Here is a 26,374-nt window from a genome sequence, read left to right on the forward strand (position 1 = left end):
CAAGGTTACGCGTGTTTGAGATGCCGTCCGGGTGGTTATCCGCATCTGGGCTGAGGAGGGCACACCATGACTGCGAAGACACTGACGAAGGACACGTCGATCACCACGAACGGCAAGCTGGGGTTGGCCGAGATTCTGGTGCTGCTCTCCGGTGGCGGGCAACCGCCGGTCAAGGTCACCGCCTACGACGGCAGCAGTGTCGGCCCTGACGACGCCGACCTGGCTGTGAATCTACTGAATCCGCGCGCCACCACCTACCTGGCCACCTCGCTGGGTCAACTCGGGATCGCCCGGTCCTACATCGCCGGCGATCTGGAACTGCGCGGCGTGCACCCGGGAAACCCCTACGAGATGCTCAAGGCCCTGGCGGATCTGGAATTCAAGCAGCCGTCGCCACAGACGCTGGTCAACATCGTCCGCTCGATCGGTTTGCGCAATCTGCGGCCGATCGCGCCGCCGGCCGAGGAGGCACCGGCCAAATGGCGCCGCCGCCTCTCGGCCGGATTGCGCCACTCGAAAGCCCGTGACGCTGACGCCATCCACCACCACTACGACGTGTCCAACACCTTCTACGAATGGGTGCTGGGCCCGTCGATGACCTACACCTGCGCGGTCTACCCGAGCGCGAACGCGACGCTGGAGGAAGCCCAGGAGAACAAGTACCGGCTGATCTTCGAAAAGCTGCGGCTGCAGCCGGGCGATCGGCTGCTCGACGTGGGCTGCGGCTGGGGCGGCATGGTGCGTTACGCCGCCCGCCGTGGGGTTCACGCGGTCGGTGCCACCCTGGCGGCAGAGCAGGTGGCCTGGGCGCGGCAGGCGATCGCCGACGAGGGCCTGTCCGAATTCGCCGAAGTTCGGCACTGCGACTACCGCGATGTGCGCGAGACCGGGTTCGACGCCGTCTCGTCGATCGGGATGACCGAGCACATCGGGGTGAAGAACTACCCGGCGTACTTCGGCTTTCTCAAGTCGAAACTGCGCAGTGGCGGCCTGCTGCTCAACCACTGCATCACGACGGCGGACAACTCGGTATACAAGGGCGATGCCTTCAGCGACCGGTACGTCTTCCCGGACGGGGAGCTCACCGGTGTGGGGAGCATCGTCACGCAGATCCAGCGGACCGGTTTCGAGGTGCTGCACGAGGAGGACTTCCGGCTGCACTACGCCAAGACGCTGCGCGCCTGGTGTCAGAACCTGGTCGACCACTGGGACGAGGCCGTCGCCGAGGTCGGGCTGGGCCGGGCCAAGGTGTGGGGCATGTACATGGCGGCGGCGGTACTCGGCTTCGAGCGCAACCTATGCCAGCTGCACCATGTGCTGGCCGGCAACGTCGACGAGCGGGGTGACGACGGCGACTTGCCGATGCGGCCCTGGTGGACTCCCTAACCCGTCAGTCGCCGCCGATCCGTCGGGCACCCAGCTCGTTCTGCAACAACTCCAGCGCCACTTCTTCGGGGTCGCGGCGCGGCGCGGCATCGGCGGCGTCCACAGCGGCCTCAGCCAGCATGGCTTCCTCGTCGGCCCGCTGAGCCGAGACCGGGTCGACGGCGGGCGCGGTGGGCGACGCGGCTTCCGGTGCGGGGCCGCCGGGTTCGCAACGCACCCGCCAGTTCACCCCGAGCGCATCCTTGAGCGCCTCGGTGATGACGTCGGCGTTGCGCTGTTCGGAGAGTCGCTTGGCCAGCGGCGCCGACTCGTGGGTCAGCACCAGGGTGTTGCCGTCCACCGTGCGCACGGTCGCCCCGGCCAGCATCACCTCGGTGGTACGGCTGCGCTGGCGCACCTTGTCGCGCACCGTGGGCCACATCGCGCGTACCGCGGCGGCGTCGGGCTCGCCCTGGGCTGCGGCCGCAGCGGGCGGAGGCGGGGGCGGGGGCGCGGGTTCGGGTTCGGGTTCGGGCTCCGGCGCCGGTTCGGCAGCCGGCGGCGGCGACGGCTCTTGTGCCACCGCGGGCTCGGGCTTGGGCTCGGGCGCCTGGGAACGACGGGTGAACTGCTTGCCCGAAGCCACAGACGCAGCCGGTGCGCCCGCCGCCGGGGCACCACCCGGGATCGACATGTCCAGCCGGCCCTCGATGCGCTCCACCCGTTGCAGCAGCGCGGCTTCGGTGTCGGCGGCCGACGGCAGCAGCAGTCGGGCGCACACCACCTCCAGCAGCAGCCGCGGGGCCGTCGCGCCACGCATCTCGCCGAGGCCGGCGTGCACCACCTCGGCGTAGCGGGCCAGGGTGGCCGAGCCGATCCGGGCGGCCTGGTCATACATCCGCTCCAGCATGTCCTCCGGAGCGTCGACCACGCCTTTGGCCACCGCGTCCGGAACTGCTTGCAGCACAATGAGATCGCGGAACCGCTCCAGCAGGTCGATGGCGAACCGTCGCGGATCATGCCCGGCGTCGACCACCGCCTCCACCGCGCCGAACACCGACGCCGCGTCCCCGGCGGCCAGCGCGTCGACCGCCTCGTCGATCAGTGCGACGTCGGTGGCCCCCAGCAGGCCCAGCGCCCGCTGGTAGTGCACATGGTTGACTCCGTCGGCGTCCTGCTCGGAGCCGGCCAGTAACTGGTCGAGCACCGACAGGGTGTCGCGCGGCGAACCGCCGCCGGCGCGGATCACCAGCGGGTACACCGCGTCGTCGACGGCGACGTGCTCCTGCTCGCAGATCCGCCCGATCAGCTCCCGCATGGTCCGCGGCGCCAGCAACCGGAACGGATAGTGGTGGGTGCGGGACCGGATGGTGGTCAGCACCTTCTCCGGCTCGGTGGTGGCGAACACGAAGATCAGGTGGTCCGGCGGCTCCTCGACGATCTTGAGCAGCGCATTGAAGCCCGCGGTGGTCACCATGTGCGCTTCGTCGATGATGAAGATCCGGTACCGCGACTGCGCCGGTGCGTAGAACGCCCGGTCCCGCAGATCGCGGGTGTCGTCGACGCCACCGTGGCTGGCGGCGTCGAGTTCGACGACGTCGATGCTGCCCGGCCCGTTGGGCGCCAGCGCCACGCACGAATCGCAGGTCCCGCACGGGGTGGGAGTGGGCCCCTGCTCGCAGTTCAGCGAGCGGGCCAGGATACGGGCCGAGGACGTCTTGCCGCAGCCCCGCGGACCGGAGAACAGGTAGGCGTGGTTGATCCGGCCCGCCGACAACGCGGTGCACAGCGGTTCGGTGACGTGCTCCTGCCCCACCACTTCGGCGAAGGTTGCCGGCCGGTACTTGCGGTAGAGCGCCACGCAAGGGAGGTTACTTGCTCGGGCCGACGACGGTGCACGCCCGGCGGCGCTACACCTTCGGCCGCAGATACCCCAGTGTGTTGTAGGCGGGGTCGAAGTCCCGCCAGTTCACCGTCACGAACAGTCGGCCGCTGGAGTTCTGGTCGGCCGTCTCGTAGCGGAACGCGGTGGCGGTGCGCTCGATAGCCGTGACGACCGCGGCGTGCCCGTGTTCGCTGACGAACCCGCCCGGGCCGTAGACGACGACGTCGCCGACGAGCGGTTCGTTGGCTCCGCCGGCGAATGGGATCTGGTCGAAGTACTGCGCCAGGCCGTTGGTGGCGAAATGGTGGTAGAGGTCGAAGGCATTGCCGCTTGGGTCGTGGTTCTGCCAGGGGTAGCCCAGCCCGGAGATGTAGTGCGCGATCAGCGGGTAGCACTGGCCGTCGCCGTAGACCACCGGGTTGCCCAGCGCTGCGTCGGCGGCCTCCTGGCGGAATCCGTCGACCTGGTCGGCAATCCTGGCCGCAAGCGGCGTCGGGTCAATCGGTGGGGCCGCGGACGCCGGGACGTTGCCGCCCGGCCACGTCAGCAGCACCGCGACCAGCGCGGCAACCCAACCGGCGACCTTGAGCATCATGGCGTGCGTCAGGCCAGCATCGATTCGGCGGCTGCCAGCAGCGCGCAGGTGGCCAGACCGTCGACGGCGTCGCGCAGGTCGTCGGTCGAGGGGAACGACGGCGCGATCCGGATGTTGGTGTCCTCGGGGTCCTTGCGGTACGGGAACGACGCGCCCGCCTCGGTGACCGCGATCCCGGCGTCCTTGGCCAGTGCGACGGTGCGGCGCGCGGTACCCGGGAGTACGTCCAGGCTGATGAAGTAGCCGCCCTTGGGGTCCGTCCACGACGCGATCTTGGTGTCGCCGAACTTCTCGGCCAGGATCTGGGCGGCCAGCTCGAACTTGGGCGCCAGGATCCGCTGGTGGCGGCGCATGTGCAGCCGCACCCCGTCGGCGTCGCCGAAGAAGCGCAGGTGCCGGAGCTGGTTGACCTTGTCCGGGCCGATCGAGCGTTTTCCGGCGTACTGCAGGTACCAGGCGATATTGCCCAGCGAGCCGCCGAAGAAGCTGACGCCCGCACCGGCGAAGGTGATCTTCGAGGTGGAGGCGAACACGTACGGCCGGTTCGGGTTTCCAGCGGCGGCGGCCAGCCCGAGCACGTCGATCTGGTGCGGGAACTCCTCGGTCAGGGTGTGCACCGCATAGGCGTTGTCCCAGAACAGCCGGAAGTCGGGGGCGGCGGTCTTCATCTGCACCAGCCGGCGCACCGTCTCCCAGGAGTAGGTGATGCCGGTCGGGTTGCCGAACACCGGCACCGTCCACATGCCCTTGATCGCGGGGTCGGCGGCGACGAGTTCCTCGATCAGGTCGACGTCCGGGCCGTCCTCGCGCATGGGGATCGGGATCATCTCGATGCCCATGGTCTCGGTGATCGCGAAGTGCCGGTCGTAGCCGGGGACCGGGCACAGGAACTTCACGACCGGTTCCTGCCCCCAGGGCCGCGGCGAGTCCACACCGCCGTGCAGCATCGAGAACACGATGACGTCGTGCATGAACTCCAGGCTGGCGTTGTTGCCGGCGATCAGGTTGGGCACCGCGATGCCGAGCAGCTCGCCGAAGATGGCGCGCAGCTCCGGCAGGCCGTGCAGGCCGCCGTAGTTGCGGGTGTCGGTGCCGTCGTCGTCGCGGTAGTCGGCGGCTCCCGGCAGGCCCAGCAGGCCGTTGGCCAGGTCGAGCTGCTCGGGCGCGGGTTTGCCGCGGGTGAGGTCCAGGGACAGCTTCTTGCCCTGGAGCTCGGCGTAGTCACCCTGGTAGCGCTCGTGTTGAGCGACCAGGTCGGCACGGCTGAGGTTCTGCAACGACACGGGTGCGCCTTTCACCATCGAAGGCTCATACATAAGGGGACCCCGCGCACCCGCCAGAGCCCATTGACCCTTGCTGCCTTCCGGCCCTGGGGGAGTTCACAGGATAGACGCCGCGCGGGGTCCGGGTTGCAGTCTAGCGGGCCGCTGGGATGAGTGGCGCGCGGCCGCAGTCGGGGTCTCGGCTACCATTGCCGACGGAGGATTCGCCTAGTGGCCTATGGCGCTCGCCTGGAACGCGGGTTGGGTTAATAGCCCTCAGGGGTTCAAATCCCCTATCCTCCGCACCCGATTCGGGTGCGACCGATCCGCCGTCGCGCGGCGCCGGTCGCACCCGAATCATCAACTGACCAGCAAGGGAGGTGGCGTGAGTCGTACCGTCGCCACGGTTTGGCACGCGTCGCTCTCGACTCTCGCCGCCATTTTGTATTTCTTGTTCGTGCTGCCGCGTTGGTGGGAACTGACCGGTTATGCCCCGCACGTGGTGGGCACGGTCTTCCGGATCATCCTCGGGGTGCTGATCGGCATGCTCGCGCTGCCGGTGGCGGCCGCGCTCAAGCAGGCCCGCAAGCCGGAGTACGGCACCCCGCAGCTGGCGCTGACGCTGCTGACGGGCTCGATCGTGGCTCACGTGGTGGCGGGCTCACTGATCGTCCTGACCGCGCTCACCGAGATCTGGCTGTCGCTGGACACCGCCGGCATCTGGCAGTTCGGCAGTTACGGCGCCGCTGCGGCGATCGCGCTGCTGGGCGTTGGCGCGTACTACCTGTCGTTCGTCGCCGAGATGCCGCCGCCGCCGCCGAAACCGATCAAGCTCAAGGTCGACAAGCAGCCCAAGAAGATGCCCTGGAGGGGTAAGCGGAAGGCGAAGGCGTCTGACGAGGTTGACGCGGTTGACGAGGTCGATGAGACCGACGTCGATGAGACCGACGAAGCCGACATCGAAGAGACCGAAGACGCTGACCCTGACGACACCGACGGCGCTGAAGCCGACGAGACTGTCCAGGCGCAGACCGTCGAGGACGAGCAGACCGTCGAGGACGAGAAGCCGCGTCCGTCAGGCAAGCGGCAGGCCAAGTCCGCCGAATAGCGGCTGGCCGATCAGGGCTTGGGCGCCCAGTCCCACACCGACATGTCGTCGGCTGGGTACTGGGCACAGGCCTCGGTCGACTTGGCGACGACGCCCTTGTTGTTGAAGAAGATCTTGGCGTGGTTGGGCCACGACACCGTCAGCGGGTCGGCGAAGTTGGTCGCCAGCTCCTCGGAGTAGGCCCGGCGCTGCGCGGCGTCCAGCGAGAAGAACCAGTGCATCTTGTCGATGGCGGCCTGCTGGACCTGCACCGGCTTGTTGTGCATGTCGATCATGTAGCGCTCGTAGTAGACCGGCGACAGGTCGCGGCTGGCCGCCAGCATCTGCTCGGCGGTGCAGTTGGTCGCGATCACCCGGCGCGGGATCGGGAAGTCATCGGTGGCGTCGGCGGAGGCGACGGCGGGGAAGACGGCGGCGGCCATACCGGCGGCTATTCCTGCCCTCAAGGCAACCGCAGCCCCTCGGCGAATCGTGCGGTGCTTACGCATGAATCCCACTTTAGCCATTGCACCGGACCCTTTCACTCGATGTCCCCGGGTCGGTCTGCTGACATCTAACCCAGCCACTGAGCAGCAATGCTACATAACTTTAGCCGAGCTACCCAATTGGTCTGAGCTGCTGCGAGCATGGAATCGCTCACAGTCGGGCGGCGGTGTGGCAGACCCAGCGCCTCAGCTGCCCCGGTGGGCGAACTCCTGAGTCGCCGGTTCCAATGCGGCGGCCCGCGCCGCGGCGGCCGCCTCACGATGCCGCTCGGCTTTGCCGCCGACGTGTGGCAGCACGTTGATCGGCCACCAGAACCAGCGGCCCAACAACGCGGCGATCGAGGGCGTCATGAACGCCCGCACGATCAGCGTGTCGAACAGCAGCCCCAGGCCGATGGTGGTGCCGATCTGCCCGATGATGCGCAGGTCGCTGACGGCCATCGAGGTCATGGTCAGGGCGAACACCAGACCGGCAGCGGTCACCACCTTGCCGGTGCCGCCCATCGCCCGGATGATGCCGGTGTTGAGCCCGGCGTGGATCTCCTCTTTGAGTCGGGCGACCAGCATCAGGTTGTAGTCCGACCCCACCGCCAGTAGCACGATCACCGACATCACCACCACCAGCCAGTGCAGCTGCATCCCGATCAGGTACTGCCACAACAACACCGACAGCCCGAAGGAGGCACCCAGCGACAGCGCGACGGTGCCGACGATCACCGCCGCGGCCACCAGCGCCCTGGTGATCAGCAGCATGATGACGAAAATCAGGCACAGCGAAGAGATTCCGGCGATCAGCAGGTCGAACTGGGAGCCGTCGTGCATGTCCTTGAACAGCGCGGCGGTACCGCCGAGGTAGATGGTGGCGTCCTCGAGCGGAGTTCCCTTGAGCGCCTCCTCCGCCGCGACCCGGATCTTGTCGATATGGGAGATCCCTTCCGCCGTAGCGGGATTGCCCCGGTGCGAGATCATCATCCGGACCGCCTTGCCGTCCGGTGAGATGAACATGTTCATCGCCCGCTTGAAGTCCGGGTTTTCGAACACCTCCGGCGGCAGGTAGAACGAGTCGTCGTTCTTGGACTCGTCGAACGCCTTACCCATGGCCGTGGCGTTGCCGGCCATATCGTCCATCTGCGAGAACAGTCCGGACATGGTGCTGTGCATGGTCAGCATCATGGTCCGCATGGTCTCCATGGTGTCGATCATCGGCGGGAAGGTGGTCAGCATCTGCGGCATGAGTGCGTCCATGTCGCCCATGTGCGCGATCATCTTGTCCATGCTCTGACTCATCGGGTCGATGCTGTCGACCATGTCGAACGCCGAGCGCAGCGAGAAACAGATCGGGATGTCGTAGCAGTGCGGTTCCCAGTAGAAGTAGCTGCGGATCGGCCGCCAGAAGTCCTCGAAGTCGGCCATGTGGTCGCGGATGTCGTAGATCTGGCCCTGCAGGACGTCCATGTCGGCCACCATCTCGTGGGTGGTGCCGGCCAATTGGCCCATGTAGCCGAGCATTTGGCGCATGGTGGCGATCGTCTGTTCCATCGCCTCGGCCTGGGTGAGCATGTCGTCCATGCGCTTCTTCTGGAACTGCAGGCTCTGCATCTGGCCGGCGTTCTGCATGCTGATCTGGAACGGAATCGACGTGTGCTCCAACGGTGTTCCCTGCGGGCGGGTGATCGCCTGCACGCGGGAGATCCCGACGACCTTGAACACCGCCTTGGCCAGCTTGTCGATGACCAGGAAGTCCGACGGATTACGCAGGTCGTGATCGGACTCGATCATCAGCACTTCCGGCATCATCCGCGACTGCGAGAAATGTCGGTCCGCCGCGGCGAAACCCTCGTTGGCCGGAATGTCGGTGGGAATGTACTTGCGGTCATCGTAGGCGGGCGCATAGCCCGGCAGCGCCAGCAGTCCGACGGCCGCAACGATCAGTGAGGCAACCAGAATCGGCCCCGGCCAGCGGACGATCGCGGTCCCCAGCTGGCGCCAGCCGCGGGTGCTCATCTTGCGCTTGGGCTCCAGCAGGCCGAACCTGCTGCCCACGGTGATGATCGCCGGGCCCAGGGTCAGCGCCGCGGCGACCGAGACGAGCATTCCTACCGCACAAGGGATGCCCAGGGTGATGAAGTAGGGCATCCGGGTGAAGTGCAGGCAGAACAGCGCGCCCGCGATGGTCAGCCCGGAGCCCAGGATGACGTGCGCGACGCCGTTAAAGGCCGTGTAGTAGGCGGTTTCTCGGTCTTCTCCCTTGGAACGCGCCTCGTGATAGCGGCCGATCAGGAAGATCGCGTAGTCGGTGCCGGCGGCGATCGACAGTGAGACCAGCAGGTTGACGGCGAACGTCGTCATCCCGACCAGGTGGTGGTAGCCCAGGAACGCCACCACGCCGCGTGCGGCGTTCAGTTCCAGGTAGACCATGGTCAGCAGCAGAACCACCGTGGTGATCGACCGGTAGACGGCCAGCAGCATGGTGAGGATGACCACAATGGTGACGGCCATCATCTTCAGCATGGACTTGTCGCCGGCGTGGTTCATGTCCTTGGCCAGCGCGGCGGTGCCGGTGACGTAGACGGTCAGCCCGGGCGGTTTCTGAATCGAGTCCACCGCTTGGCGAACGGATTCGATGGATTCGTTGGCCGCAGCCTGGCCGATGTTGCCGACCAGGTTCAGCTGCACGTAAGTCGCTCTGCCGTCGGCACTTTGAGCGCCGACCGCGGTCAGCGGGTCGCCCCAGAAGTCCTGGACGTGCTGCACGTGAGCGGTGTCGGCCTTGAACTTGGCGACCAGCTCGGCGTAGTACTCGTGCTCGGCGTCACCGAGTTCGTGATCGGCTTCCAGCACGATCATCGCGGTGCTGTCGGAGTCAGACTCCTTGAATACCTTGCCCATCCGGGTCATGGCCACCATTGCGGGTGCGTCGGTGGGACTGGCCGAGACGGCGTTCTCCTGGCCGATCTGCTCCAGCGTCGGCAGCAGCGTGGTCAATGCCACGATCAGCGCGAGCCACCCCAGAATGATCGGCACCGACAGCCGGCGAATGGTCCGCGCGATGAACGTCCGCTCAGGAGGCCCGCCGGCGACTTTGTGTTTGGACGGACTCATGCCGCCTTCAGCAGGCAGAACGTGTAAGCGTTCACCTCGTTGGAGATGCGTTCGGACTTGACCTCGCCGTCCACGATGATCCGGCAGCCGATGCTGTTGCTGTCACCTTGGGCCATGATGCTGCCCACCACCGCCGGCAGGGTGGTGACGATCTCCAGCTGCCAGGGCAGGGTGGCGTTCTCCACGCGCTGCGGTTCGGAGTTGACGTCGAAGTAGCTGATGTCGGCGACGGTTCCGGGCGGGCCGAAGATCTCATACGTCATCCGCTTGGGGTTGAACGGCTTGGTCTCGTCGACCTGGCCGTCGGAGTAGGAGGGGCGCTTCTCGGCACCGAACAGGCCGTGGATGCGTGTCACCGTGAAGCCGGCGACGCCGACCACTGCCAGTATCACGACGGGTATCCACACCCGGCTCAGCACCTTGAAAATCGGAGTCCCCTTCACCTCGCACCTTTGGGTACCCTAACCCAAGTTCCACGTGCGTAAACGCACGCTACAGCACTCCCGACCGCGGTAGCAACGCACAATATGTGCGTTATCCTCCACCTGTGCGTCCGGCAACCTTCCAGCGCGCCCGCAGCGACGAGAAGAAGCGCCAGCGGGCCGAAGCCCTGATGGAAGCGGCTCGCTCGGTGGCCCTGGAGGCCGGTGTGGCATCGGTCACGTTGACCAAAGTCGCCGGTCGGGCCGGGGTGCACTACTCGGCGGTGCGGCGCTATTTCAGCTCGCACAAGGAGGTGCTGCTGCGGCTGGCCGCGGAGAGCTGGCAGCGCTGGTCGGACACGGTCTGCGCGGCGCTGAGCGAGCCCGGGCCGATGTCACCGGAGCGGGTGGCCACCACGCTGACCTCCGGACTGGCCGCCGATCCGCTGTTCTGCGACATGCTGGCCAACCTGCACCTGCACCTGGAGCACGAGGTGGACGCCGGCCGGGTGATCGAGGTGCGTCGCGACAGCACCGCGGCGGGACTGGCCATCGCCGACGCCATCGAGCGGGCCCTGCCCGGGCTGGGCAAGCAGGGGGCGCTGGACCTGCTGCTGGCCTCCTATTCGCTGGCCGCGCCACTGTGGCAGATCTCGCATCCCTCGCCCGACCTCACCGACGCCTATGCCATGGAGTCACAGGTGCCGCCGGACTGGAATCTGGATTTCACCACCGCGTTGACGCGCCTGCTGACCGCCACCTGCGTCGGGCTGCTGGCGCGATCAGTCTGACTTCTCCCGGCTGGGCTGCACCCGCTTGGGCTCGCCGGGCATCTTCGGATAATTCGGCGGGTAGGGCATGTCCCCCAGGCCGCGGGCCTCGTCGGCGGCTGCCAGCTCGAGCAGCGACTGCAGCGACTGCTCGCGGTCCCCGATGGTGCGCCAGGGATCACCGCGACGGGCGATCAGGTCGGGAACGGTGCTGATGGTGAAGTCGTCGGGGCCCACCGAGCCGGCCAGCTCCTCCCAGGTCAGCGGTGTCGAGACGGTCGCGATCGGGGTGGCCCGCACCGAATACGCCGACGCCATGGTGCGGTCGCGGGCGTTCTGGTTGAAGTCGACGAAGATCCGCCGTCCCCGCTGCTCCTTCCACCACGCCGAGGTGACCGCGTCCGGTGCGCGCCGTTCGATCTCACGCGCCAGCGCGATCCCGGCCCGGCGCACTTCGATGAAGTCCCAGTCGGTGGCGATCCGCAGGTAGATGTGCAGGCCGCGGCCACCGGAGGTCTTGACGTAGCCGAGCAGGCCGAGCTCGTCGAGCAGCGGGCGCACCACATCGAGGGCGACCGCGCGGGCCTCGGCGAAGCCGGTGCCGGGCTGCGGGTCCAGGTCGATGCGCAGCTCGTCGGGGTGGTCGGTGTCGCCGCAGCGCACCGGCCAGGGGTGGAAGGTGACGGTGCTCATCTGCACGGCCCACAGCACGTCGGCGGGCCGGACCACCTTGAGGACATCGGCGCTGCGCCCGGACGGGAACGTCACCCGGCAGGACTGCAGGTCTTCGGGATGCCCGCGCGGCAGCCGCTTGGAGTAGACCTCGGTCCCCTCGATGCCGTCGGGGAAGCGCTGCAGGTGGGTGGGCCGGTCGCGCAGGGCATGTAGCAGCGGCCCGTCGGCCGGTTCGGTGACGGCCAGGTAGTAGTCGGCCAGTGCCCGTTTGGTGCCGGCCGTGCCCAGCCGGGGGAAGTAGACCTTGTCGCCGCTGGTGAATCGGACGGCCGTGCCGTGGACGTCGAGTTCTTCGGGACCGGCCACCCTCAGGCCTCCAGCACATCGGCGAGGTCGTAGTTCAGCGGGACGTCGAGCTGGTCGAAGGTGCAGCTGGTCGGATCACGGTCGGGACGCCAGCGCAGCAGCTTCACGGTGTGCCGGAACCGGCTGCCCTCCATCTGGTCATAGGCGACCTCGACGACGCGCTCGGGCCGGATCGGCACCCACTGCTTGTCGGCGGCTGAGTTCCACCGGCTGGCCTCACCCTCGCGGACATCACCCAGGCGCAGCGGTTCCAGCTCGGCCAGCAGGGTGAGCCGGTCGGCATCGGTGAACGCCGAGGACCCGCCCACCATCGCCAACTCACCGTCGGGGGTGTACAGGCCCAGCAGTAGCGAGCCGATACCGTTGCCGCTCTTGTGAATCCGGTAGCCCATCACCACGCAGTCGGCGTCACGTTGGTGTTTGACCTTGACCATGTCGCGTTTGCCGGGCAGATACGGCCCGTCCGTGCGCTTGGCGACGACGCCGTCGAGCCCGGCCCCCTCGAACGTGGTCAGCCAGCGGGTGGCCTGCTCGGGATCGGCGGTGGCGCGGGTGACATGGCAACTGCCGCCGCCGATGACCAGCTCGGCTAGCGCCTGCCGGCGCACCCGGAACGGCTCGCCGAGCAGTGCCTTGGACCCGGTGGCCAGCGCGTCGAATCCGATGAACCGCGCCGGCGTCTGCTCGGCCAACAGTGCGACCCGGCTTGCCGCGGGATGAATCCGCTGGCTCAGCGACTCCCAGTCCAGCCGGGTCCGCCCGCCGACCTGGCGCGGCACCACCACCTCACCGTCGAGCACGCAGCGCGGGGCGGTCTCGGCGCGCAGCGCGGCCAGCAGCTCGGGGAAGTAGCGGCCCAGCGGTTTTCCGGTGCGCGACTGCAGCAGCACGTCGTCGCCGTCGCGGAACACGATGGCGCGAAAGCCGTCCCACTTGGGTTCATAGGACCAGGAACCGCTGGGAACCGTGGCCGCCGCCTTGGCGAGCATCGGATCCACCGGCGGCGCCACGGGCAGATCCATGGTGTCCATGATGGACGCTGCGGCTCAGTGGCGCAGGAACTCCAGCACGTGGCGGGCCAACTCCTCGCCGGCGTCCTCCTGAAGGAAGTGGCCGGCATCGTGGATCACCGGGTGGGCGCGGCCGCGGGCGCCGCGCATCTCACGCTGGAAGATCGGCGCCATGGCCCCGGTGAACGGATCATTGTCGCTGAACGCCACCAGCATCGGGATCTCCGAGGCGCACAGTGCGGCCCACGCCGCCCGGTTGGCCGCCGCGGAGACGTCGTCGGGGGTGGTGGGGATCAGCGACGGCATGGTCCGCGGTCCGACGCAGTAGCTGTCGTCGGGGAACGGCGCGTCGTAGCCCGCGCGCACCGCATCGCTCATCGGCCGGCGGCACGCGGCCTGCACGCCCCAGCCGATTTCGAGCGTCGGCGCAGTCTCGATCGTCTCGCGGAAACGCCACCAGACCTTCGGCATCGGGACATCACCGGTGGGCAGCCCGGTGTTGGCCACCACCACCCGGGCGAAGCGGTCGGGGTTCTCGGTCAGCATCCGCAGCCCGATCAGGCCACCCCAGTCCTGGCAGACCAGCGTCACGCCTTGCAGGTCGAGGACGTCGAACGCCAGTGCCCGCATCCACTCCACGTGCCGGGCGTAGGTGTGGTCGTCCGCGCGGGTCGGCTTGTCCGAGCGGCCGAACCCGACCAGGTCCGGGCAGATCACCCGGTAGCCGGCCTCGGCCAGGATCGGCATCATCTTGCGGTACAGATACGACCACGAGGGCTCGCCGTGCAGCATCAGGATGGGCTCGCCGTCGTCCGGGCCGTCCTGCACCCAGGCCACCCGCAGCGTCCCGCCGTCGTCGTCACTCAGATCGCAATACTGCGGCGGGTAGTCGAAGTCCGGAAGGCCGGTGAACCTGTCGTCGGGGGTGCGCAGTATCTGCATGAGGTGACGATACCCAGCCCGATAGGCTGGTTTCCGCGCTTCGCACCAGTTGAGAGGAACCACCGATGTGCTACCCCGTGACCTGTCGGATCTGCGGCAAGACCACCTGGGACGGCTGCGGTGAGCACGTCGCCGACGTGAAGGCCTCGGTGCCGCCGGAGCAGTGGTGCGGCGGCCACCCGGAGTCGGAGCGCCGGCCCGGCTGACGCGCCACTCCCCGCGTACCGATCCCCGCGCACCGACTGAGAGAGGAACCGCCGATGTGCTACCCCGTGCCGTGTCGGGTCTGCGGCAAGACCACCTGGGCCGGCTGTGGTGAACACATCGCCGAGTTGCGCGCCCAGGTACCCCCGGAGCAGTGGTGTCAAGGACACGGTCCCGAGGCGGCGCCGACGGCGCCGGCATTCGTCGGCACCCCGCAGACACCGTTTCCGGCTTACCCCGCACCGCGGCCCACCAACTGGTCGACGTATGCGGCGCTAGCGGTGGCGCTGGTAGCCCTGGCGGTAGCGGCGGCCGCGTTGTTCCGCCCGGCGACGGCAGTGTCACCGGCTGAGGACGCCGTGCCGGCACTGGCAGTGCCCAGCACCGGGGGTGTGTTCAGCGCGCAGCAGTCGGCCGACGCCAAGCTGAAGGTGTGCGACGCGTCCCGGCTGACCCGCTCGGCGGTGCAGTTCAACACGAATATGGAGAACCCGGTACCGGGCGACCCGGCCGGCGACCTGGCGGTCGGCACCAATGCCCGCCTGGCGCTGTCGCACAGCGCCCAGTACCTGCACAACCTGCTGTCGAAGGAGCCGGCCACACCACCCGAGCTGGCCACCGCTGTCGGCAACTACGCCGACACACTCAGTGAGTTGGCGCTGGGTTATCTGACCGGTCACTCGGCGGACGACTCGGTGCAACAGCCGCTCCGCGATCGGCTGACAGCGACCATCGACGTCATCGACAACCTCTGTCCGATGTGACGATCCGCGGGGTCACACCCCGACGGCGCGTTCCAACTCCTCCAGCGAGGTGTCGAGGTGGCCGAGTAGCCGCTGCAGGTGCGGCACCGAACGCCGGCAACCCACCAGCCCGAAGTCGAGGTTTCCGGCATTGCTGACCACGGTCATGTTCAGCGCCTGCCCGTCGAGGGCGATCGACAGCGGATAGTTGCCGTCCAGGCGGGCACCGCGCCAGTACATCGGCTCGGCCGGACCGGGCACGTTGGAGATGACGATGTTGAATGGCGGGCGGGCCGCGGAGACGAACCCGGGGACGGCCGACATGGCCAGCGGCGCCATGTTGGCCGCCGACAGGGCCAGCGCCTGAGCGCGCGGCAGCTCGGCGAACACCTTCTTGTTGCGGCACATCGACTCGCTGATTGTCGCCAGCCGCTGCGCGGGGTCGGCGAGGTCGGTGGCCAGGTTGCACAAGATGGTGCCGACCATGTTGCCGCCGGCGTCGGCGTCGGCCTCGGTGCGCAGGCTCACCGGGACCATCGACACCAGCGGGGTGTCCGGCAGTGCGTTCTGCTCGTCGAGGTAGGCGCGAAGCGCCCCGGAGCACATGGCGAGTACGACGTCGTTGACGGTCACCCCGGCGGCACGCTTGATCGCGACGATGCGTTCCACCGGCCAGGACTGCGCCGCGCACCGGCGGGCCCCACCGATCTTGACGTTGAACATGGTGCGCGGCGCCTCGAACGGCAGGGTCAGCTGCTGCTCCAGCAGTGCCGAGCGTGCCAGCTTGATCGTTGATGGGCCCAGCGCCGCAAGGCCTTTCACTGCTCCGGTCAGCTGGCTCAACGGCGACGGAGACTCGGTGGGCGGCCGGGTGCGCGCCGGCAGCGACCACGGGGCGCGCAGTTCTGCCTCGCGCGGATCAGTCGACAGCGCACGGCCCAGAAGTCGCAGCAGCGAGACGCCGTCGACCAGGGCGTGATGGATCTTGACGTACACCGCGAACCGGCCGTCGGCCAGGCCCTCCACCAGGTGGGCCTCCCACAGCGGGCGGTGCCGGTCGAGCAGGCTGCCGTGTAGCAGCGAGGTCAGCTCCAACAGGTCGCGCACCCGGCCCGGCACCGGCAGCGCTGAGCGCCGCAGGTGGTACTCCATCTCGATGTCGGCTTCGTTGTCGAAGGCCCAGCCCACGTTGGCGATCCCGCCGAGCAGGGTCGCGGGACGCTTGCGGAAGGCCGGCTGCAGGTCCCCGGCAGTCAGCAACTCGTGGTAGATCTCGCCGACGAACTCTCGCCCGGCACCCTCGGGCGGCTCGAACAGCATCAGGCCGCCGACGTGCATGGGATGTTCCCGCGTTTCGCCCAGCAGGAAGACCGAATCGAGCAGTGAGATGAGCTCCATCGGTCTATTAGACCCCGGCGGGCAAGGCCGTGGTTGCTAGTCTTTTGCAGTGCGTCGCCGGAACATTGCCGCCCTTGCCTCGGTTGGGTGCCTGGCGGTGGCAGGACTGGGCGCCCCGCCGTCCCCCGGCGCCACCGGCAAGACGGTGTTCCTCGATGCCGGGCACAGCGGTGCCAGCGACTCATCCATCAACCGCCAGGTGCCCAACGGGCGCGGCGGCACCAAGCCGTGCCAGACCAGTGGGACCTCCTCGAACGCCGGCTACCCCGAGCACAGCCTGAACTGGGATGTGACCAACCGGATCCGCGCCGCACTGGAAGACGCGGGCGTGCACACCGAGCTCTCGCGTGCCGACGACGCCTCGGTGGGTCCGTGCATCGACGCCCGGGCGGCCGCCGCCAACGCCGCGCATCCGGATGCGATCGTGTCGATCCACGCCGACGGCGGGCCGGCCTCCGGCCGCGGGTTTCACGTCAACTACTCCAGCCCGGCGCTCAACGACGCCCAGTCCGGCCCGGCCGTCCGGCTGGCCGGCGATATCCGAGACTCGTTGGCGGCCGGAGGTTTTCCCGAATCCAGTTACCTGGGTTCGAACGGATTGTTCGGACGTGCGGATCTGGCCGGGCTGAACCTCGCTGAATATCCGGCCGTGCTGGTCGAATTGGGCAATATGCGCAACGCCGAGGACGCGGCGCTGTTGGAGAGCCCTGAGGGCCGGGACCGCTACGCTGCCGCCGTCACCCGTGGGATTCTCGCTTTCCTCGGCGGGTAACCCATGGCGCGACTGGTTTTCGTTGCAGCCTGCGTCATGTTGGCTCTGGCCGGCTGCTCCAACGACATCCCCACCGTGGTGACCGGCCACGCGGTCTCGATGCTGTACAACCCGGGCCGGGTCGGCGGACTGCCGGTGTCGGAAGGACCCAGCGGCCCGCGTGGTGAGCTCCCGGCCGTCACCGCCAGGGTGAGCGGCAGCGACGGCGGGGATGTCGACCGGCTGTCGCAGCTGGCGATCGACGACATCGAGGCGTTCTGGACCCAGCACTACGCGGAGTCTTTAAGTGGCAGTTTCGCACCGGTGTCGTCGCTGGTCTCGTATTCCTCCACCGACCCGAACGACTCCTCGGTGTGCGGCGGCGACTTCTACCACGTGCCGAACGCGATGTACTGCAAGCGGATGGACACCATGGCCTGGGACCGGGCCAAGTTCATGCCGACCGCGCGAAAGTACTTCGGAGACATGGCGATCAACGGGACACTGGCGCATGAGTACGGGCACGCCCTGCAGAACATGGCCGGCTTGGTCAACCTGTTCACCCGAACCCTGGTGCGCGAACAGCAGGCCGACTGCTTCGCGGGGGTGTACCTGCAGTGGGTGGCCGCGGGCAGTTCGTCACGCGCGTCGTTGAGCACCGGCGACGGGCTCAACCATGTGCTGGCCGGGCTGATCGTGATCCGCGACCCCGTCTCGACGTCCGACAACCCGGTCTCGGTCTCCGATGCGCACGGCACCGCGCTGGACCGGGTCGGCGCGTTTCAGACCGGCTTCGACGGTGGCGCGGACATGTGCGCGCGCATCGACTCCGACGAGATCCGCAAACGGCGCGGCAATCTGCCACGCTCCCTTTTTGATTCGGAGACTCCGCAGAGCGATCTGCTGATCGACGAGTCGGTGCTGGGCACCCTGATGGCGCAGCTGGGTCAGATCTTCGTCCCGGCCGCCCCGCCGTCGCTGTCGGTCACCGGTGACTGCGGCGGGGGTAAGCCCGATCCGGTGGCGTACTGCCCCGGATCCAACACGATCGTCGTCGACCTGCCCGGGCTGCAGGCGATGAGCACGCCGTCGGATCAGTCGACGCTGGCGCTGCCGCAGGGCGACAACACCGGGCTGTCGGCCGTCACCTCGCGCTATGCGCTGGCCGTTGCGCGCGAGCGCGGGGCCGGCCTGGACGGTGCCACCGCCGCGCTGCGCACCGCATGCCTGACCGGGGTGGCGCAGCGGGCGATGGCCTCTCCGATGACGGTGCCTTCCGGGCCGTCCGGTACCGGCCTGACGCTGGCCGGCGGCGATCTGGACGAGGCCATCACCGGCCTGCTGATGAACGGCGTGGCCGCCAGCGACGTCGCCGCGCACACCGTGCCGGCCGGCTTCACCCGGATCCTGGCGTTCCGGTCCGGCCTGCACGGCGATATCGACGGCTGCTTCGGGCGGTTTCCGTGAATCGCCGGCCGGAACCGCCCGATCAGCCGGACCGGCGTAACACCCCACCGATGCAGCCGAGGCAGGACTGGGGACGCACCCAGCCCGGGCCGCGGCGCCCGATTCCGCCGCCGCGCCCGCCCGCTCGACCACCGGCCCAGCCCTGGTACCTGGAGTTCCGACGGCCGCCGGTCCCCCCTGCTCCCCCGAGTCCACCACCACCGCCGCCACCACCACCAAGGGTCCCCCCAGCTGCTCCCCCGAAATCCGCTGCGCCGCAACCCCAATCGAATCGGGGACTGCTGATCGGCGCCGGTGTCAGCGTCGTGTTGGTGTTTGCGGTACTGGCGACCCTGATGCTCAGCGGCCTGATCGGCGGGTCCGGTCCGGTCGAACTCGACGTGACCCACGCCCAGGACGGGGTTCGCCAGGTGCTCACCGACCCGATCGACGGCTACGGACGCGAGAACGTCGGCGACGTCCGTTGCAACGACGGGGTCAACCCGAAGGTGCACCGGGGCCGCAGTTTCACCTGTGTGGTCGCTGTCGACGGCGCCCAGCGCCAGGTTCTGGTGGAGTTCGCCGACGACGACGGAACCTACGAGGTCGACCGTCCGCGGTGACGTTTTAGCTGGTCAAACATAGATAAAAGCGCCCAAATGCACTGGTGGGCAATGTCTGTGGGCTGGCTAGGAGTTAGCTGACGAGCTTGCTTGCAGCGGGCCGCGCCGCCGTAGGGTCACACGCGCCAACTACCCGTGGTTCCCGAGGAGTTCGATGACCTACGTCAAGCCGCCCGAGTTGATCAACACGATGATCGACGCCGGGCAGTCCAAGATTTTCATGTCCACCCGCGACACCTTGATCCGCGCATTCATGGCCGGCGCGACGCTGGCCCTGGGGGCGGTGTTCGCGGTGGCCATGACGGTGCAGACCGGTCAGGCGCTCATCGGGGCACTGCTGTTCCCGTCCGGGTTCTGCATCCTCTACCTGCTCGGGTACGACCTTTTGACGGGTGTGTTCGTGCTGGCGCCGCTGGCCTGGCTGGACAAGCGCCCGGGTGTCACCATCGGCGGGGTGCTGCGGAACTGGGGACTGGTGTTCGTCGGTAACTTCGCCGGCGCGTTCACCGTCGCGGTGCTGATGGCGATCGTGTTCACCTACGGGTTCTCCACCGCGCCCAACGAAGTCGGTCAGATGATCGGGCACATCGGCGAGGCTCGCACGCTGGGCTATGCCGCACACGGCTTCCAGGGCATGCTGACGCTGTTCGTGCGCGGCATGCTGTGCAACTGGATGGTGTCCACCGGGGTGGTCGGGGCCATGATGGCCACCGATGTCACCGGCAAGGTGATCGCCATGTGGCTGCCGGTGATGCTGTTCTTCGCAATGGGTTTCGAGCACTCGGTGGTCAACATGTTCCTGTTCCCCTCCGGCCTGATGCTCGGCGGGAACTTCACGATCATGGACTACCTCGAGTGGAACGAGATCCCCACCGCGCTGGGCAATCTGGTGGGCGGACTGGCGTTCACCGGGCTGGCGATGTACGCGACGCATTCGCGGACCGCGCCCAAGCGCAACGCTGCGGTGGTGCAGAAGGAAGTGGCGGCCGGCGTCTGACGTCGGGTGTGCGGTTTGATACGCCGACTCCGGTGGGTCGCGTACCAAACCGCACACTCGGCACGGGTTTCGCTTGGCGGTGGCGGAGGGATTTGAACCCTCGGACGGGGGTTACCCGTCACACGCTTTCGAGGCGTGCTCCTTAGGCCGCTCGGACACGCCACCGCGGGACAGCGTACCCAACGACTGGCCCGTCATCCCAATCGCTGCCGGGCGAAGAACTCCTCCAGGGGCGCGGCGCACTCATCGGCCAGCACTCCGCCGCGAACTTGCGGCCGGTGATTGACCCGCCGATCGCGCACGACGTCCCACAGTGAGCCCACCGCGCCGGTCTTGGGCTCGAACGCCCCGAACACCAGCCGCGACACCCGGGCGGCCACCAGCGCCCCCGCACACATGGTGCAGGGCTCCAGGGTGACGGCCAGGGTGGCGCCGGTCAGCCGCCAGCCGTCGCCGAGCACAGCGGCTGCGGCCCGGATCGCCAGCAGCTCGGCGTGCGCGGTCGGGTCTCCGAGGGCTTCGCGGGCGTTGGCGGCCCGGGCCAGCACGGTGCCGTCGGGGCCCACCACCACCGCTCCCACCGGCACGTCGTCGGACCCGGCCGCGGCGGCAGCGGAAAGCGCAGCGCGGATCAGGTCCTCATCGGTAGGGATCACTTATGGCGTCGCGGCAGTGCCGCACTGAGCTGCTCGTCGAAGCCCATCTCTCCGGCGATCCGGTGCAGTTGCTCGTCGACGGCAACGTCGGACTCGTCGAGGATCACGCCGAGCACCGCGGCGGGCAGACCGATGTCGGACAGCAGGCCCAGGTCGCCCTCCTCGAAAGGCTCGGAGTCCTCCAGCTCGTCGGCGTCGATGTCGGAATCCAGCTCCTCGAGCACCTCGTCGGCAATGTCATAGTCCAGTGCGGCCGTCGCGTCCGAGATAAGCAACCGGGTGCCCGCGGGGCCGGGGCGGACGATCAGGAAGAACTCGTCGTCGACATTGAGCAGCCCGAAAACCGCGCCCGCACTGCGCAATTCACGCAGTTCGGTCTCGGCGGCCTGCAGACTGGTGAGCGCCTCGTCACGCATGGGCGTGCAGCGCCACTTGCCGTCTTCGCGCACAACAGCCATCCCAAAACCGGCCGGCGTCTCCGCCGGCCGGCCCTGTGCGGACGCGCCCTGTGCTCCCATCGCCGCCAACGGTAGTCGCCGTTTACGTCGTTGACCAGCGTGTGCCAACCTGGACAGGTGGCGGGACACGCAGCGAAAACACCGGTTTGTGTATTGGGGCTCGGCCTGATTGGCGGTTCGGTGCTGCGCGCGGCCGCAGCCGCGGGGCGGGTGGCGTTCGGCTACAACCGTTCCGCAGACGGGGTCAACGCCGCGATCACCGACGGATTCGACGCCACCGCCGAACTGGACACCGTGCTGCAGCGGGCCGCGGAGACCGGCGCGCTGATCGTCCTCGCCGTCCCGGTGCCGGCCCTGCCGACGCTGCTCGACCATGTCCGCCGGCTGGCCCCGAATTGCCCGCTGACCGACGTGACCAGCGTCAAGAGCGCCGTGCTCGACGACGTCACCGCCGCCGGGCTGGCCGAGAAGTTCGTGGGCGGGCACCCCATGGCCGGCACGGCGCATTCGGGCTGGCCGGCCGGTCACGCCGAGCTGTTCGTGGGCGCACCCTGGGTGATCAGCGTCGACGACCACGTGGATCCGACGGTGTTCGCCGCCGTGCTGGACCTGATCCTGGACTGCGGATCGGTGGCGGTGCCGGCCCGCTCCGAGGAACACGACGCAGCCGCTGCGGCGATCTCGCACCTGCCGCACCTTCTGGCCGAGGCGCTGGCCGTCACCGCCGCCGACGTGCCGCTGGCGTTCGCGCTGGCCGCCGGATCCTTCCGGGACGGCACCCGGGTGGCCGGGACCGCACCGGATCTGGTCCGGGCGATGTGCGAGGCCAACGCCCCGCAACTGGTGCCGACGCTGGATCGTGCGATGGAACTGCTGGCCGCGGCACGCGAATCGCTGACCGCGGACGGATCGGTGGCCGAACTGGCCAACACCGGCCATGCCGCCCGGACCCGCTACGACAACTTCCCGCGCAACGAGATCGTCACCGTCGTGGTCGGCGAAGAGGATTGGCGCCGCGAGCTGGCCGCAGCCGGCCGGGCCGGCGGGGTGATCAGATCCGCGCTGCCAGTCCGGGATAGTCGATGACGAATCCGTCGTCGTCGACCAGCAAGGTGGTGCCGGCCGGGTCGGTGCCCGGGGTAAGCACCGTGATGCCCTCGCCGGGGCCGGCGCTGCAGTAGCTGGCTTCCGCCGCGCTCAACTCCATCTCCGGGACCATCAGATAGATGGTCGGCAGCGTTATCGAGGCGGCCCGCTGGTGCAGGCGGGCGCGGCGGATCGGCAGCGTGTTGAAGAACGGGCTGTAGACCATGTCGATGTCCAGGGCGCCGTCGTAGCCGGTCCGGGTCTGGCCGCGGGCGTCGGTGACCAGCCACATGTTCTCTTCGTCGCGGGCCACCACCAGCTGGCGTTCGCGTTCGGCCGTCGTGATGGTCAGGCCCAGCCGCTTGGTGGCCCCGGATTCGTCGGTCTGCAGGTCGTAGTAGACGCCGAACGCGGGGTGTTCTCCGGTGGCCGAGGCCACCAGCCGGCCGTTGGCCCGGATCCGGTTGCCGGACAGCTGCACGCGCACCGATTCCATCCGGGAGGCGTCCGGCGCCCGCCAGGTCAGGATCGCCGGCCACGTGCCGGACGGGGCTGCGTTCACCGGACCACCGTAAGCGACGGGTCGGTGATCCGCAGAAACTGCCCGGAACACATCCGGAAACCGGCAAGATATCCTCCATGAGCAGCGACCTCTCCGAGCCCGTCGACCCGCAACAGGACAAGGCCGCCGCACCGTCGGCGCCGGCGCCGGCCATGCCGCTGACCCGCGCCGGCGCGCTGTGGAGTGCACTGATCGGCGGGTTCCTGGTCCTGATCGTGCTGCTGGTGTTCGTCACGCAGAACACCGCTCAGGTGGCGTTGACGTTCCTGGTCTGGCAGTGGAGCCTGCCGTTGGGGGTGGCGATCCTGCTGGCGGCGATCTGCGGCGGGCTGATCACCGCCCTGGTCGGCACCGCCCGGATCTTCCAGCTGCGCCGCGCCGCCAAGAAGGCCCTGCGCTAGCCGTCTCCGGGCATCCGCTGCTGGTTGCGCGGCAACAGGTCCCAGACGTGCTCGGTGCCGTTGGTCGAGGCCACCGCACCCTGCCCTGATCGTGAGTACAGAAGCCGGGTGACCGAGACGTAGTCGACCGGAAACGACAGCAGCCGCCGGGTGCCCAGCAGCTGGTGCAGCGCCACGTTGATCACGCCGCCGTGGCTGAACACCGCGACCGTCTCGTCGGCTTCGGCGGCGGCCACCACGTCGGCCAGCGCGGCGGCCACGCGGGCGCAGAACGCCTCCTCATCGACACCGGCGGGCAGCAGGCCTTGGGCCATCCGATCCCAGTCCTGCGGCCGCTCGTTGCGCAACTGCTCGACGGGCAGGTAGCCGGCCAGCTCACGGTCGTATTCGGCGAACCGTTCGTCGACCTCGACAGCCAGGGCACGCTCGGCGGCCAGCGGTCCGGCGGTCTGGACGGCACGGCGCTGCGGGCTGCTCACCAGCCGGGTGATCGGGAAGCGTTTTAGCGCGGCGGGCAGACGCTGCGCCTGCTCCAGGCCGGTCTCGGACAGTTCGGGGTCGGAGCCCTGGCCGTATTCGCTGCGCAGCGGCAGCGCATGGCGGATCAACAGCACCTGCACGGGGGTCACCCTACTTCGCTGCGGTTTCCCCCTGGCGCGAGCGTGCACAAACGTCAGGGCCCACCTGCGGGTTTGCCGAACATTTGTGCACGGTCGGGGCAAGGGGGCGTCAGGGGGTGACGATGTTGAAGTTCGGGTCGGCGGCGTCGGCGAAATCCCTTGTGCGTCCAGCGTGCCGCCGTTCTCCTCTGGCGCGAGCGTGCGCAGTTGTCCCTCGTGCCCGGCGTGTCGGCGTACAGACGCGCACGCTCGCGCTAGGTGGTGGGCAGCCGGACGGTGAACTCGGTCCGCCCCGGGACGCTGGTCACCGCGATCGTGCCGTCGTGCGCCCGGACCACCGCGGCCGCGATCGCCAGACCCAATCCGGTGCTGCCGCCCTTGCGGGACCGGGAGGTGTCGCCACGGGCGAAACGCTGGAAGATCTCCGGCTGGAACTCCTCGGCGATCCCCGGCCCGTCGTCGGTCACGCTCAGCACCGCGGCGCCGGCCTCGACACCCAATCGGACCGTCACCTCGGTGCCCGGGCCGGTGTGGACGCGGGCATTGGTGAGCAGGTTGGTCAGCACCTGATGCAGCCGGGCGGCATCGCCGGGAACCGTCACCGGTTCGTCGGGCAGGTCGAGCTGCCAGCGGTGGTCGGGACCGCCGACGTGGGCGTCGCTGACCGCGTCGACCGCCAGCCGCGACAGATCCACCGGCTCATGTTCCAGTGGCCGGCCGGAGTCCAGCCGGGCCAGCAGCAGCAGGTCTTCGACCAGACTGGTCATCCGGGCGGCCTCGGACTGCACCCGCCCCAGGGCGTGCGCCACCGCCTCGGCGTCATCCGGAACCCGTTGCGCCAGTTCGGTATACCCGCGGATGGCGGTCAGCGGCGTGCGCAACTCGTGGCTGGCGTCGGCGACGAACTGGCGCACCCGGATCTCGCTGGCCTGACGCGTCGCCAGCGCGGCCGCGATGTGGTCGAGCATCCGGTTGACCGCCGCACCGAGCTGGCCGACCTCGGTGCGGGGATTGGTGTCGGCTTCGGCGACCCGCACCGGCAGCGTCGCGTCGCCGCGGTCCAGCGGCAGGCCCGCCACCTCACCCGCGGTCTGGGCCACCCGACGCAGCGGGGTCAGCGCCCGCCGGATCACCACACTGCCGGCGCTCGCCGCGGCGGCCACCGCGACCAGGGTCACCAGGCCGAAGATCAGCAGCACCCGCACCATGGTGGCGTCCACCGCCGCCAGCGGCAGCCCGGTGACGATGGTCCCGCCGCTGTGGTGGGCCGGTGTCGCGATCACCCGGTACCGGCCGACTCCCTCCAGGCGCCGGGTGACCGGAACCTGGGCGTCACCGGATTCGATCAATTCCGTTGTGGCCGAAGGACTCAGGACCTCGCGGAAACCGGGGGTGCTCAGGTAGCCGGCCTCGACATCGCCCGGGTCCCCTGAGCCGATCACCACGCCGACCATGCCGGGCGGTTGCCCTGGGGCGTCGAGGAAATCCGGTCCCGGGCCGGGCCGTGGGCGGTGGCGGCGGTGCCCCATCGGCGGCGGGGGCTGGCCGTGCAGCCGCGCCGAGCGGCGCGCGGCGTCGTAGAGCTGGTGGTCGACCTGGCCGACCAGGTACTGGTACAGCGCCAGCTCTGTCACCGCGCCGATGCCCAGGCAGGCCACCGTCAGCAGCGCGATCTGTCCGGCGAGCAGCCGCGCCCGCAGCGACCAGCTTCGCTCGCCGGTCAGCTTGTCACCCAGCCGGTTTGAGCACATATCCGGCACCGCGCAGGGTGTGGATCATGGGCGGGCGACCGTTGTCGATCTTCTTACGCAGATACGAGATGTAGAGCTCGACGATGTTGGCTTTTCCGCCGAAGTCGTACTCCCACACCCGATCCAGGATCTGCGCCTTGGACAGCACTCGCTTGGCATTGTGCATCAGATAGCGCAGCAGCTCGAATTCGGTGGAGGTCAACGTGATCGGGTCACCGCCGCGGGTCACCTCGTGGGAGTCCTCGTCGAGAACCAGGTCACCCACCACGATCTGAGCCCCGCTGTCGGCGGTGCTCACCCCCGACCGGCGCAGCAGGGCACGCAGCCTCAGCACCACCTCCTCGATGCTGAACGGCTTGGTGACGTAGTCGTCGCCGCCCGCGGTCAGCCCGGCGATGCGATCCTCCAGCGCGTCCTTGGCGGTCAGGAACAGCACCGGCAGCCGCGGGTTGGTCTCGCGCAGTCGCGGCAGCACGTCCAGGCCGCTCATGTCGGGCAGCATCACGTCGAGCACCACCACGTCGGGGCGTTCGGCCTTGGCCGCCGCGATGGCCGAGGCGCCGTCGCCGGCGGTCGCGGCACTCCAGCCCTCGTAGCGCAGCGCCATCGCCACCATCTCGGCGAGCACCGCCTCGTCATCGACCACCAGCACGGTGATCGGCTTGCCGTCGGCGCGTGCCATCACCACACG

General features: G+C 68.7%; 27 protein-coding genes, 2 tRNA genes and 1 other RNA gene. 12 read left to right on the forward strand and 18 right to left on the reverse strand.

All coding sequences use genetic code 11. The features are described from left to right. Nucleotides 1-66: 66 nt before the first annotated feature. Nucleotides 67-1,386 carry a class I SAM-dependent methyltransferase gene (locus tag K6T84_RS17125; RefSeq protein ID WP_224863368.1) on the forward strand — a complete coding sequence of 440 codons (1,320 nt, stop codon included), beginning with the start codon at nt 67-69 and terminating at the stop codon, nt 1,384-1,386. Between the two features lie 4 nt (nt 1,387-1,390). Here the strand turns inward: K6T84_RS17125 and K6T84_RS17130 are convergent, their stop codons facing one another. The 4 genes from K6T84_RS17130 to ffs form a co-directional block, all read right to left on the reverse strand. Continuing rightward, nucleotides 1,391-3,226 (reverse strand): DNA polymerase III subunits gamma/tau, encoded by a 1,836-nt coding sequence (locus K6T84_RS17130; protein WP_225400884.1) that lies wholly within the window; start codon nt 3,224-3,226, stop codon nt 1,391-1,393. A 49-nt stretch (nt 3,227-3,275) separates the two neighbouring features. Then, a complete protein-coding gene (locus tag K6T84_RS17135; RefSeq protein WP_225400885.1) occupies nt 3,276-3,845 on the reverse strand; it encodes a CHAP domain-containing protein in 570 nt (189 codons plus the stop codon). An 8-nt stretch (nt 3,846-3,853) separates the two neighbouring features. After that, entirely contained in the window at nt 3,854-5,146 is a 1,293-nt protein-coding gene (locus tag K6T84_RS17140) for an aspartate aminotransferase type Ic (RefSeq protein WP_408066131.1), read from the reverse strand. 13 nt (nt 5,147-5,159) lie between these two features. Beyond that, an RNA gene (ffs, locus tag K6T84_RS17145) (signal recognition particle sRNA small type) lies at nt 5,160-5,254 on the reverse strand. Between the two features lie 70 nt (nt 5,255-5,324). Between ffs and K6T84_RS17150 the strand changes: the two genes are divergently transcribed. Next, nucleotides 5,325-5,410 (forward strand) — tRNA-Ser (locus K6T84_RS17150). A gap of 82 nt (nt 5,411-5,492) precedes the next feature. After that, nucleotides 5,493-6,215 carry a lipid uptake coordinator LucA gene (gene lucA / locus K6T84_RS17155; RefSeq protein ID WP_225400886.1) on the forward strand — a complete coding sequence of 241 codons (723 nt, stop codon included), beginning with the start codon at nt 5,493-5,495 and terminating at the stop codon, nt 6,213-6,215. Between the two features lie 11 nt (nt 6,216-6,226). Here the strand turns inward: lucA and K6T84_RS17160 are convergent, their stop codons facing one another. From K6T84_RS17160 to K6T84_RS17170, 3 genes are all read right to left on the reverse strand, one after another. Continuing rightward, entirely contained in the window at nt 6,227-6,703 is a 477-nt protein-coding gene (locus K6T84_RS17160) for a DUF5078 domain-containing protein (RefSeq protein ID WP_224863378.1), read from the reverse strand. A gap of 183 nt (nt 6,704-6,886) precedes the next feature. Next, nucleotides 6,887-9,802 (reverse strand): MMPL/RND family transporter, encoded by a 2,916-nt coding sequence (locus tag K6T84_RS17165; protein WP_304621291.1) that lies wholly within the window; start codon nt 9,800-9,802, stop codon nt 6,887-6,889. Then, the gene (locus K6T84_RS17170; protein ID WP_224866036.1) at nt 9,799-10,221 is read right to left on the reverse strand and encodes an MmpS family transport accessory protein; all 423 of its coding nucleotides are present in this window, start codon (nt 10,219-10,221) and stop codon (nt 9,799-9,801) included. The genes K6T84_RS17165 and K6T84_RS17170 overlap by 4 nt, the downstream gene beginning before the upstream one ends. A 110-nt stretch (nt 10,222-10,331) precedes the next feature. Here K6T84_RS17170 and K6T84_RS17175 point away from each other — a divergent pair, with 110 nt between their 5' ends. Further along, the gene (locus tag K6T84_RS17175; protein WP_408066132.1) at nt 10,332-11,015 is read left to right on the forward strand and encodes a TetR/AcrR family transcriptional regulator; all 684 of its coding nucleotides are present in this window, start codon (nt 10,332-10,334) and stop codon (nt 11,013-11,015) included. Here K6T84_RS17175 and K6T84_RS17180 read toward each other — a convergent pair. Genes K6T84_RS17180 through K6T84_RS17190 form a run of 3 tightly spaced genes read right to left on the reverse strand, consistent with a single transcriptional unit; the run spans nt 11,007 to nt 13,987 of the window. Then, nucleotides 11,007-12,035, reverse strand: a complete 1,029-nt coding sequence (locus K6T84_RS17180) for a DNA polymerase domain-containing protein (RefSeq protein WP_224863382.1) — start codon at nt 12,033-12,035, stop codon at nt 11,007-11,009. The genes K6T84_RS17175 and K6T84_RS17180 overlap by 9 nt on opposite strands. 2 nt (nt 12,036-12,037) lie before the next feature. Next, on the reverse strand, nt 12,038-13,066 hold the full coding sequence (locus tag K6T84_RS17185) for an ATP-dependent DNA ligase (protein ID WP_224863384.1): 1,029 nt from the start codon (nt 13,064-13,066) through the stop codon (nt 12,038-12,040). A 15-nt stretch (nt 13,067-13,081) separates the two neighbouring features. Then, nucleotides 13,082-13,987 carry a haloalkane dehalogenase gene (locus K6T84_RS17190; RefSeq protein WP_224863386.1) on the reverse strand — a complete coding sequence of 302 codons (906 nt, stop codon included), beginning with the start codon at nt 13,985-13,987 and terminating at the stop codon, nt 13,082-13,084. Between the two features lie 65 nt (nt 13,988-14,052). Here K6T84_RS17190 and K6T84_RS17195 point away from each other — a divergent pair, with 65 nt between their 5' ends. Together K6T84_RS17195 and K6T84_RS17200 are read left to right on the forward strand one after the other, a co-directional pair. Then, on the forward strand, nt 14,053-14,193 hold the full coding sequence (locus K6T84_RS17195) for a DUF8730 family Cys-rich protein (RefSeq protein WP_224863388.1): 141 nt from the start codon (nt 14,053-14,055) through the stop codon (nt 14,191-14,193). A 54-nt stretch (nt 14,194-14,247) separates the two neighbouring features. Further along, nucleotides 14,248-14,955 (forward strand): DUF8730 family Cys-rich protein, encoded by a 708-nt coding sequence (locus K6T84_RS17200; protein WP_224866098.1) that lies wholly within the window; start codon nt 14,248-14,250, stop codon nt 14,953-14,955. Nucleotides 14,956-14,967: 12 nt separating this feature from the next. Here K6T84_RS17200 and K6T84_RS17205 read toward each other — a convergent pair whose 3' ends face one another. Next, a complete protein-coding gene (locus tag K6T84_RS17205; RefSeq protein ID WP_224863390.1) occupies nt 14,968-16,332 on the reverse strand; it encodes a WS/DGAT/MGAT family O-acyltransferase in 1,365 nt (454 codons plus the stop codon). 49 nt (nt 16,333-16,381) lie between these two features. Here K6T84_RS17205 and K6T84_RS17210 point away from each other — a divergent pair, with 49 nt between their 5' ends. The 4 genes from K6T84_RS17210 to K6T84_RS17225 all read left to right on the forward strand — a co-directional run bounded on the left by K6T84_RS17210 (nt 16,382) and on the right by K6T84_RS17225 (nt 20,149). Then, nucleotides 16,382-17,104 (forward strand): Rv3717 family N-acetylmuramoyl-L-alanine amidase, encoded by a 723-nt coding sequence (locus tag K6T84_RS17210; protein ID WP_408066133.1) that lies wholly within the window; start codon nt 16,382-16,384, stop codon nt 17,102-17,104. Nucleotides 17,105-17,107: 3 nt separating this feature from the next. Then, nucleotides 17,108-18,550, forward strand: coding sequence for a neutral zinc metallopeptidase (locus K6T84_RS17215; protein WP_224863392.1), 1,443 nt, complete (start codon nt 17,108-17,110; stop codon nt 18,548-18,550). Between the two features lie 311 nt (nt 18,551-18,861). Then, nucleotides 18,862-19,152 carry a DUF4333 domain-containing protein gene (locus tag K6T84_RS17220; protein WP_224863393.1) on the forward strand — a complete coding sequence of 97 codons (291 nt, stop codon included), beginning with the start codon at nt 18,862-18,864 and terminating at the stop codon, nt 19,150-19,152. 154 nt (nt 19,153-19,306) lie between these two features. Continuing rightward, a complete protein-coding gene (locus K6T84_RS17225) occupies nt 19,307-20,149 on the forward strand; it encodes a formate/nitrite transporter family protein (RefSeq protein ID WP_224863395.1) in 843 nt (280 codons plus the stop codon). A gap of 74 nt (nt 20,150-20,223) precedes the next feature. Here the strand turns inward: K6T84_RS17225 and K6T84_RS17230 are convergent. The 3 genes from K6T84_RS17230 to K6T84_RS17240 form a co-directional block, all read right to left on the reverse strand. Then, nucleotides 20,224-20,314, reverse strand: a tRNA-Ser gene (locus tag K6T84_RS17230). Nucleotides 20,315-20,343: 29 nt separating this feature from the next. Beyond that, a complete protein-coding gene (locus K6T84_RS17235; RefSeq protein WP_224866040.1) occupies nt 20,344-20,802 on the reverse strand; it encodes a nucleoside deaminase in 459 nt (152 codons plus the stop codon). Next, the gene (locus K6T84_RS17240; protein WP_224863397.1) at nt 20,802-21,323 is read right to left on the reverse strand and encodes a tRNA adenosine deaminase-associated protein; all 522 of its coding nucleotides are present in this window, start codon (nt 21,321-21,323) and stop codon (nt 20,802-20,804) included. The genes K6T84_RS17235 and K6T84_RS17240 overlap by 1 nt, the downstream gene beginning before the upstream one ends. A 57-nt stretch (nt 21,324-21,380) precedes the next feature. Here K6T84_RS17240 and K6T84_RS17245 point away from each other — a divergent pair, with 57 nt between their 5' ends. Further along, on the forward strand, nt 21,381-22,349 hold the full coding sequence (locus tag K6T84_RS17245) for a prephenate dehydrogenase (protein WP_224863399.1): 969 nt from the start codon (nt 21,381-21,383) through the stop codon (nt 22,347-22,349). Here the strand turns inward: K6T84_RS17245 and K6T84_RS17250 are convergent. Next, complete coding sequence (locus K6T84_RS17250; protein ID WP_408066134.1) at nt 22,315-22,911, reverse strand: putative glycolipid-binding domain-containing protein; 597 nt, start codon at nt 22,909-22,911, stop codon at nt 22,315-22,317. The genes K6T84_RS17245 and K6T84_RS17250 overlap by 35 nt on opposite strands. Before the next feature lie 77 nt (nt 22,912-22,988). Here K6T84_RS17250 and K6T84_RS17255 point away from each other — a divergent pair, with 77 nt between their 5' ends. Further along, nucleotides 22,989-23,312: a LapA family protein gene (locus K6T84_RS17255; protein ID WP_224863401.1), complete on the forward strand. Its 324-nt coding sequence runs from the start codon at nt 22,989-22,991 to the stop codon at nt 23,310-23,312. On the opposite strand, the gene K6T84_RS17260 is transcribed toward K6T84_RS17255, so the two are convergent. The 3 genes from K6T84_RS17260 to K6T84_RS17270 form a co-directional block, all read right to left on the reverse strand. Beyond that, nucleotides 23,309-23,932, reverse strand: coding sequence for a histidine phosphatase family protein (locus K6T84_RS17260; protein ID WP_224863403.1), 624 nt, complete (start codon nt 23,930-23,932; stop codon nt 23,309-23,311). The two genes, K6T84_RS17255 and K6T84_RS17260, sit on opposite strands and share 4 nt — an antisense overlap. Nucleotides 23,933-24,186: 254 nt before the next feature. Then, entirely contained in the window at nt 24,187-25,683 is a 1,497-nt protein-coding gene (locus K6T84_RS17265; protein WP_225400887.1) for a sensor histidine kinase, read from the reverse strand. Then, nucleotides 25,661-26,365, reverse strand: a complete 705-nt coding sequence (locus K6T84_RS17270; RefSeq protein WP_224866044.1) for a response regulator transcription factor — start codon at nt 26,363-26,365, stop codon at nt 25,661-25,663. The genes K6T84_RS17265 and K6T84_RS17270 overlap by 23 nt, the downstream gene beginning before the upstream one ends. Nucleotides 26,366-26,374: the final 9 nt, after the last annotated feature.

It is taken from the genome of Mycobacterium zoologicum, from assembly GCF_020181635.2.
GTDB classification, from domain to species: domain Bacteria; phylum Actinomycetota; class Actinomycetes; order Mycobacteriales; family Mycobacteriaceae; genus Mycobacterium; species Mycobacterium zoologicum.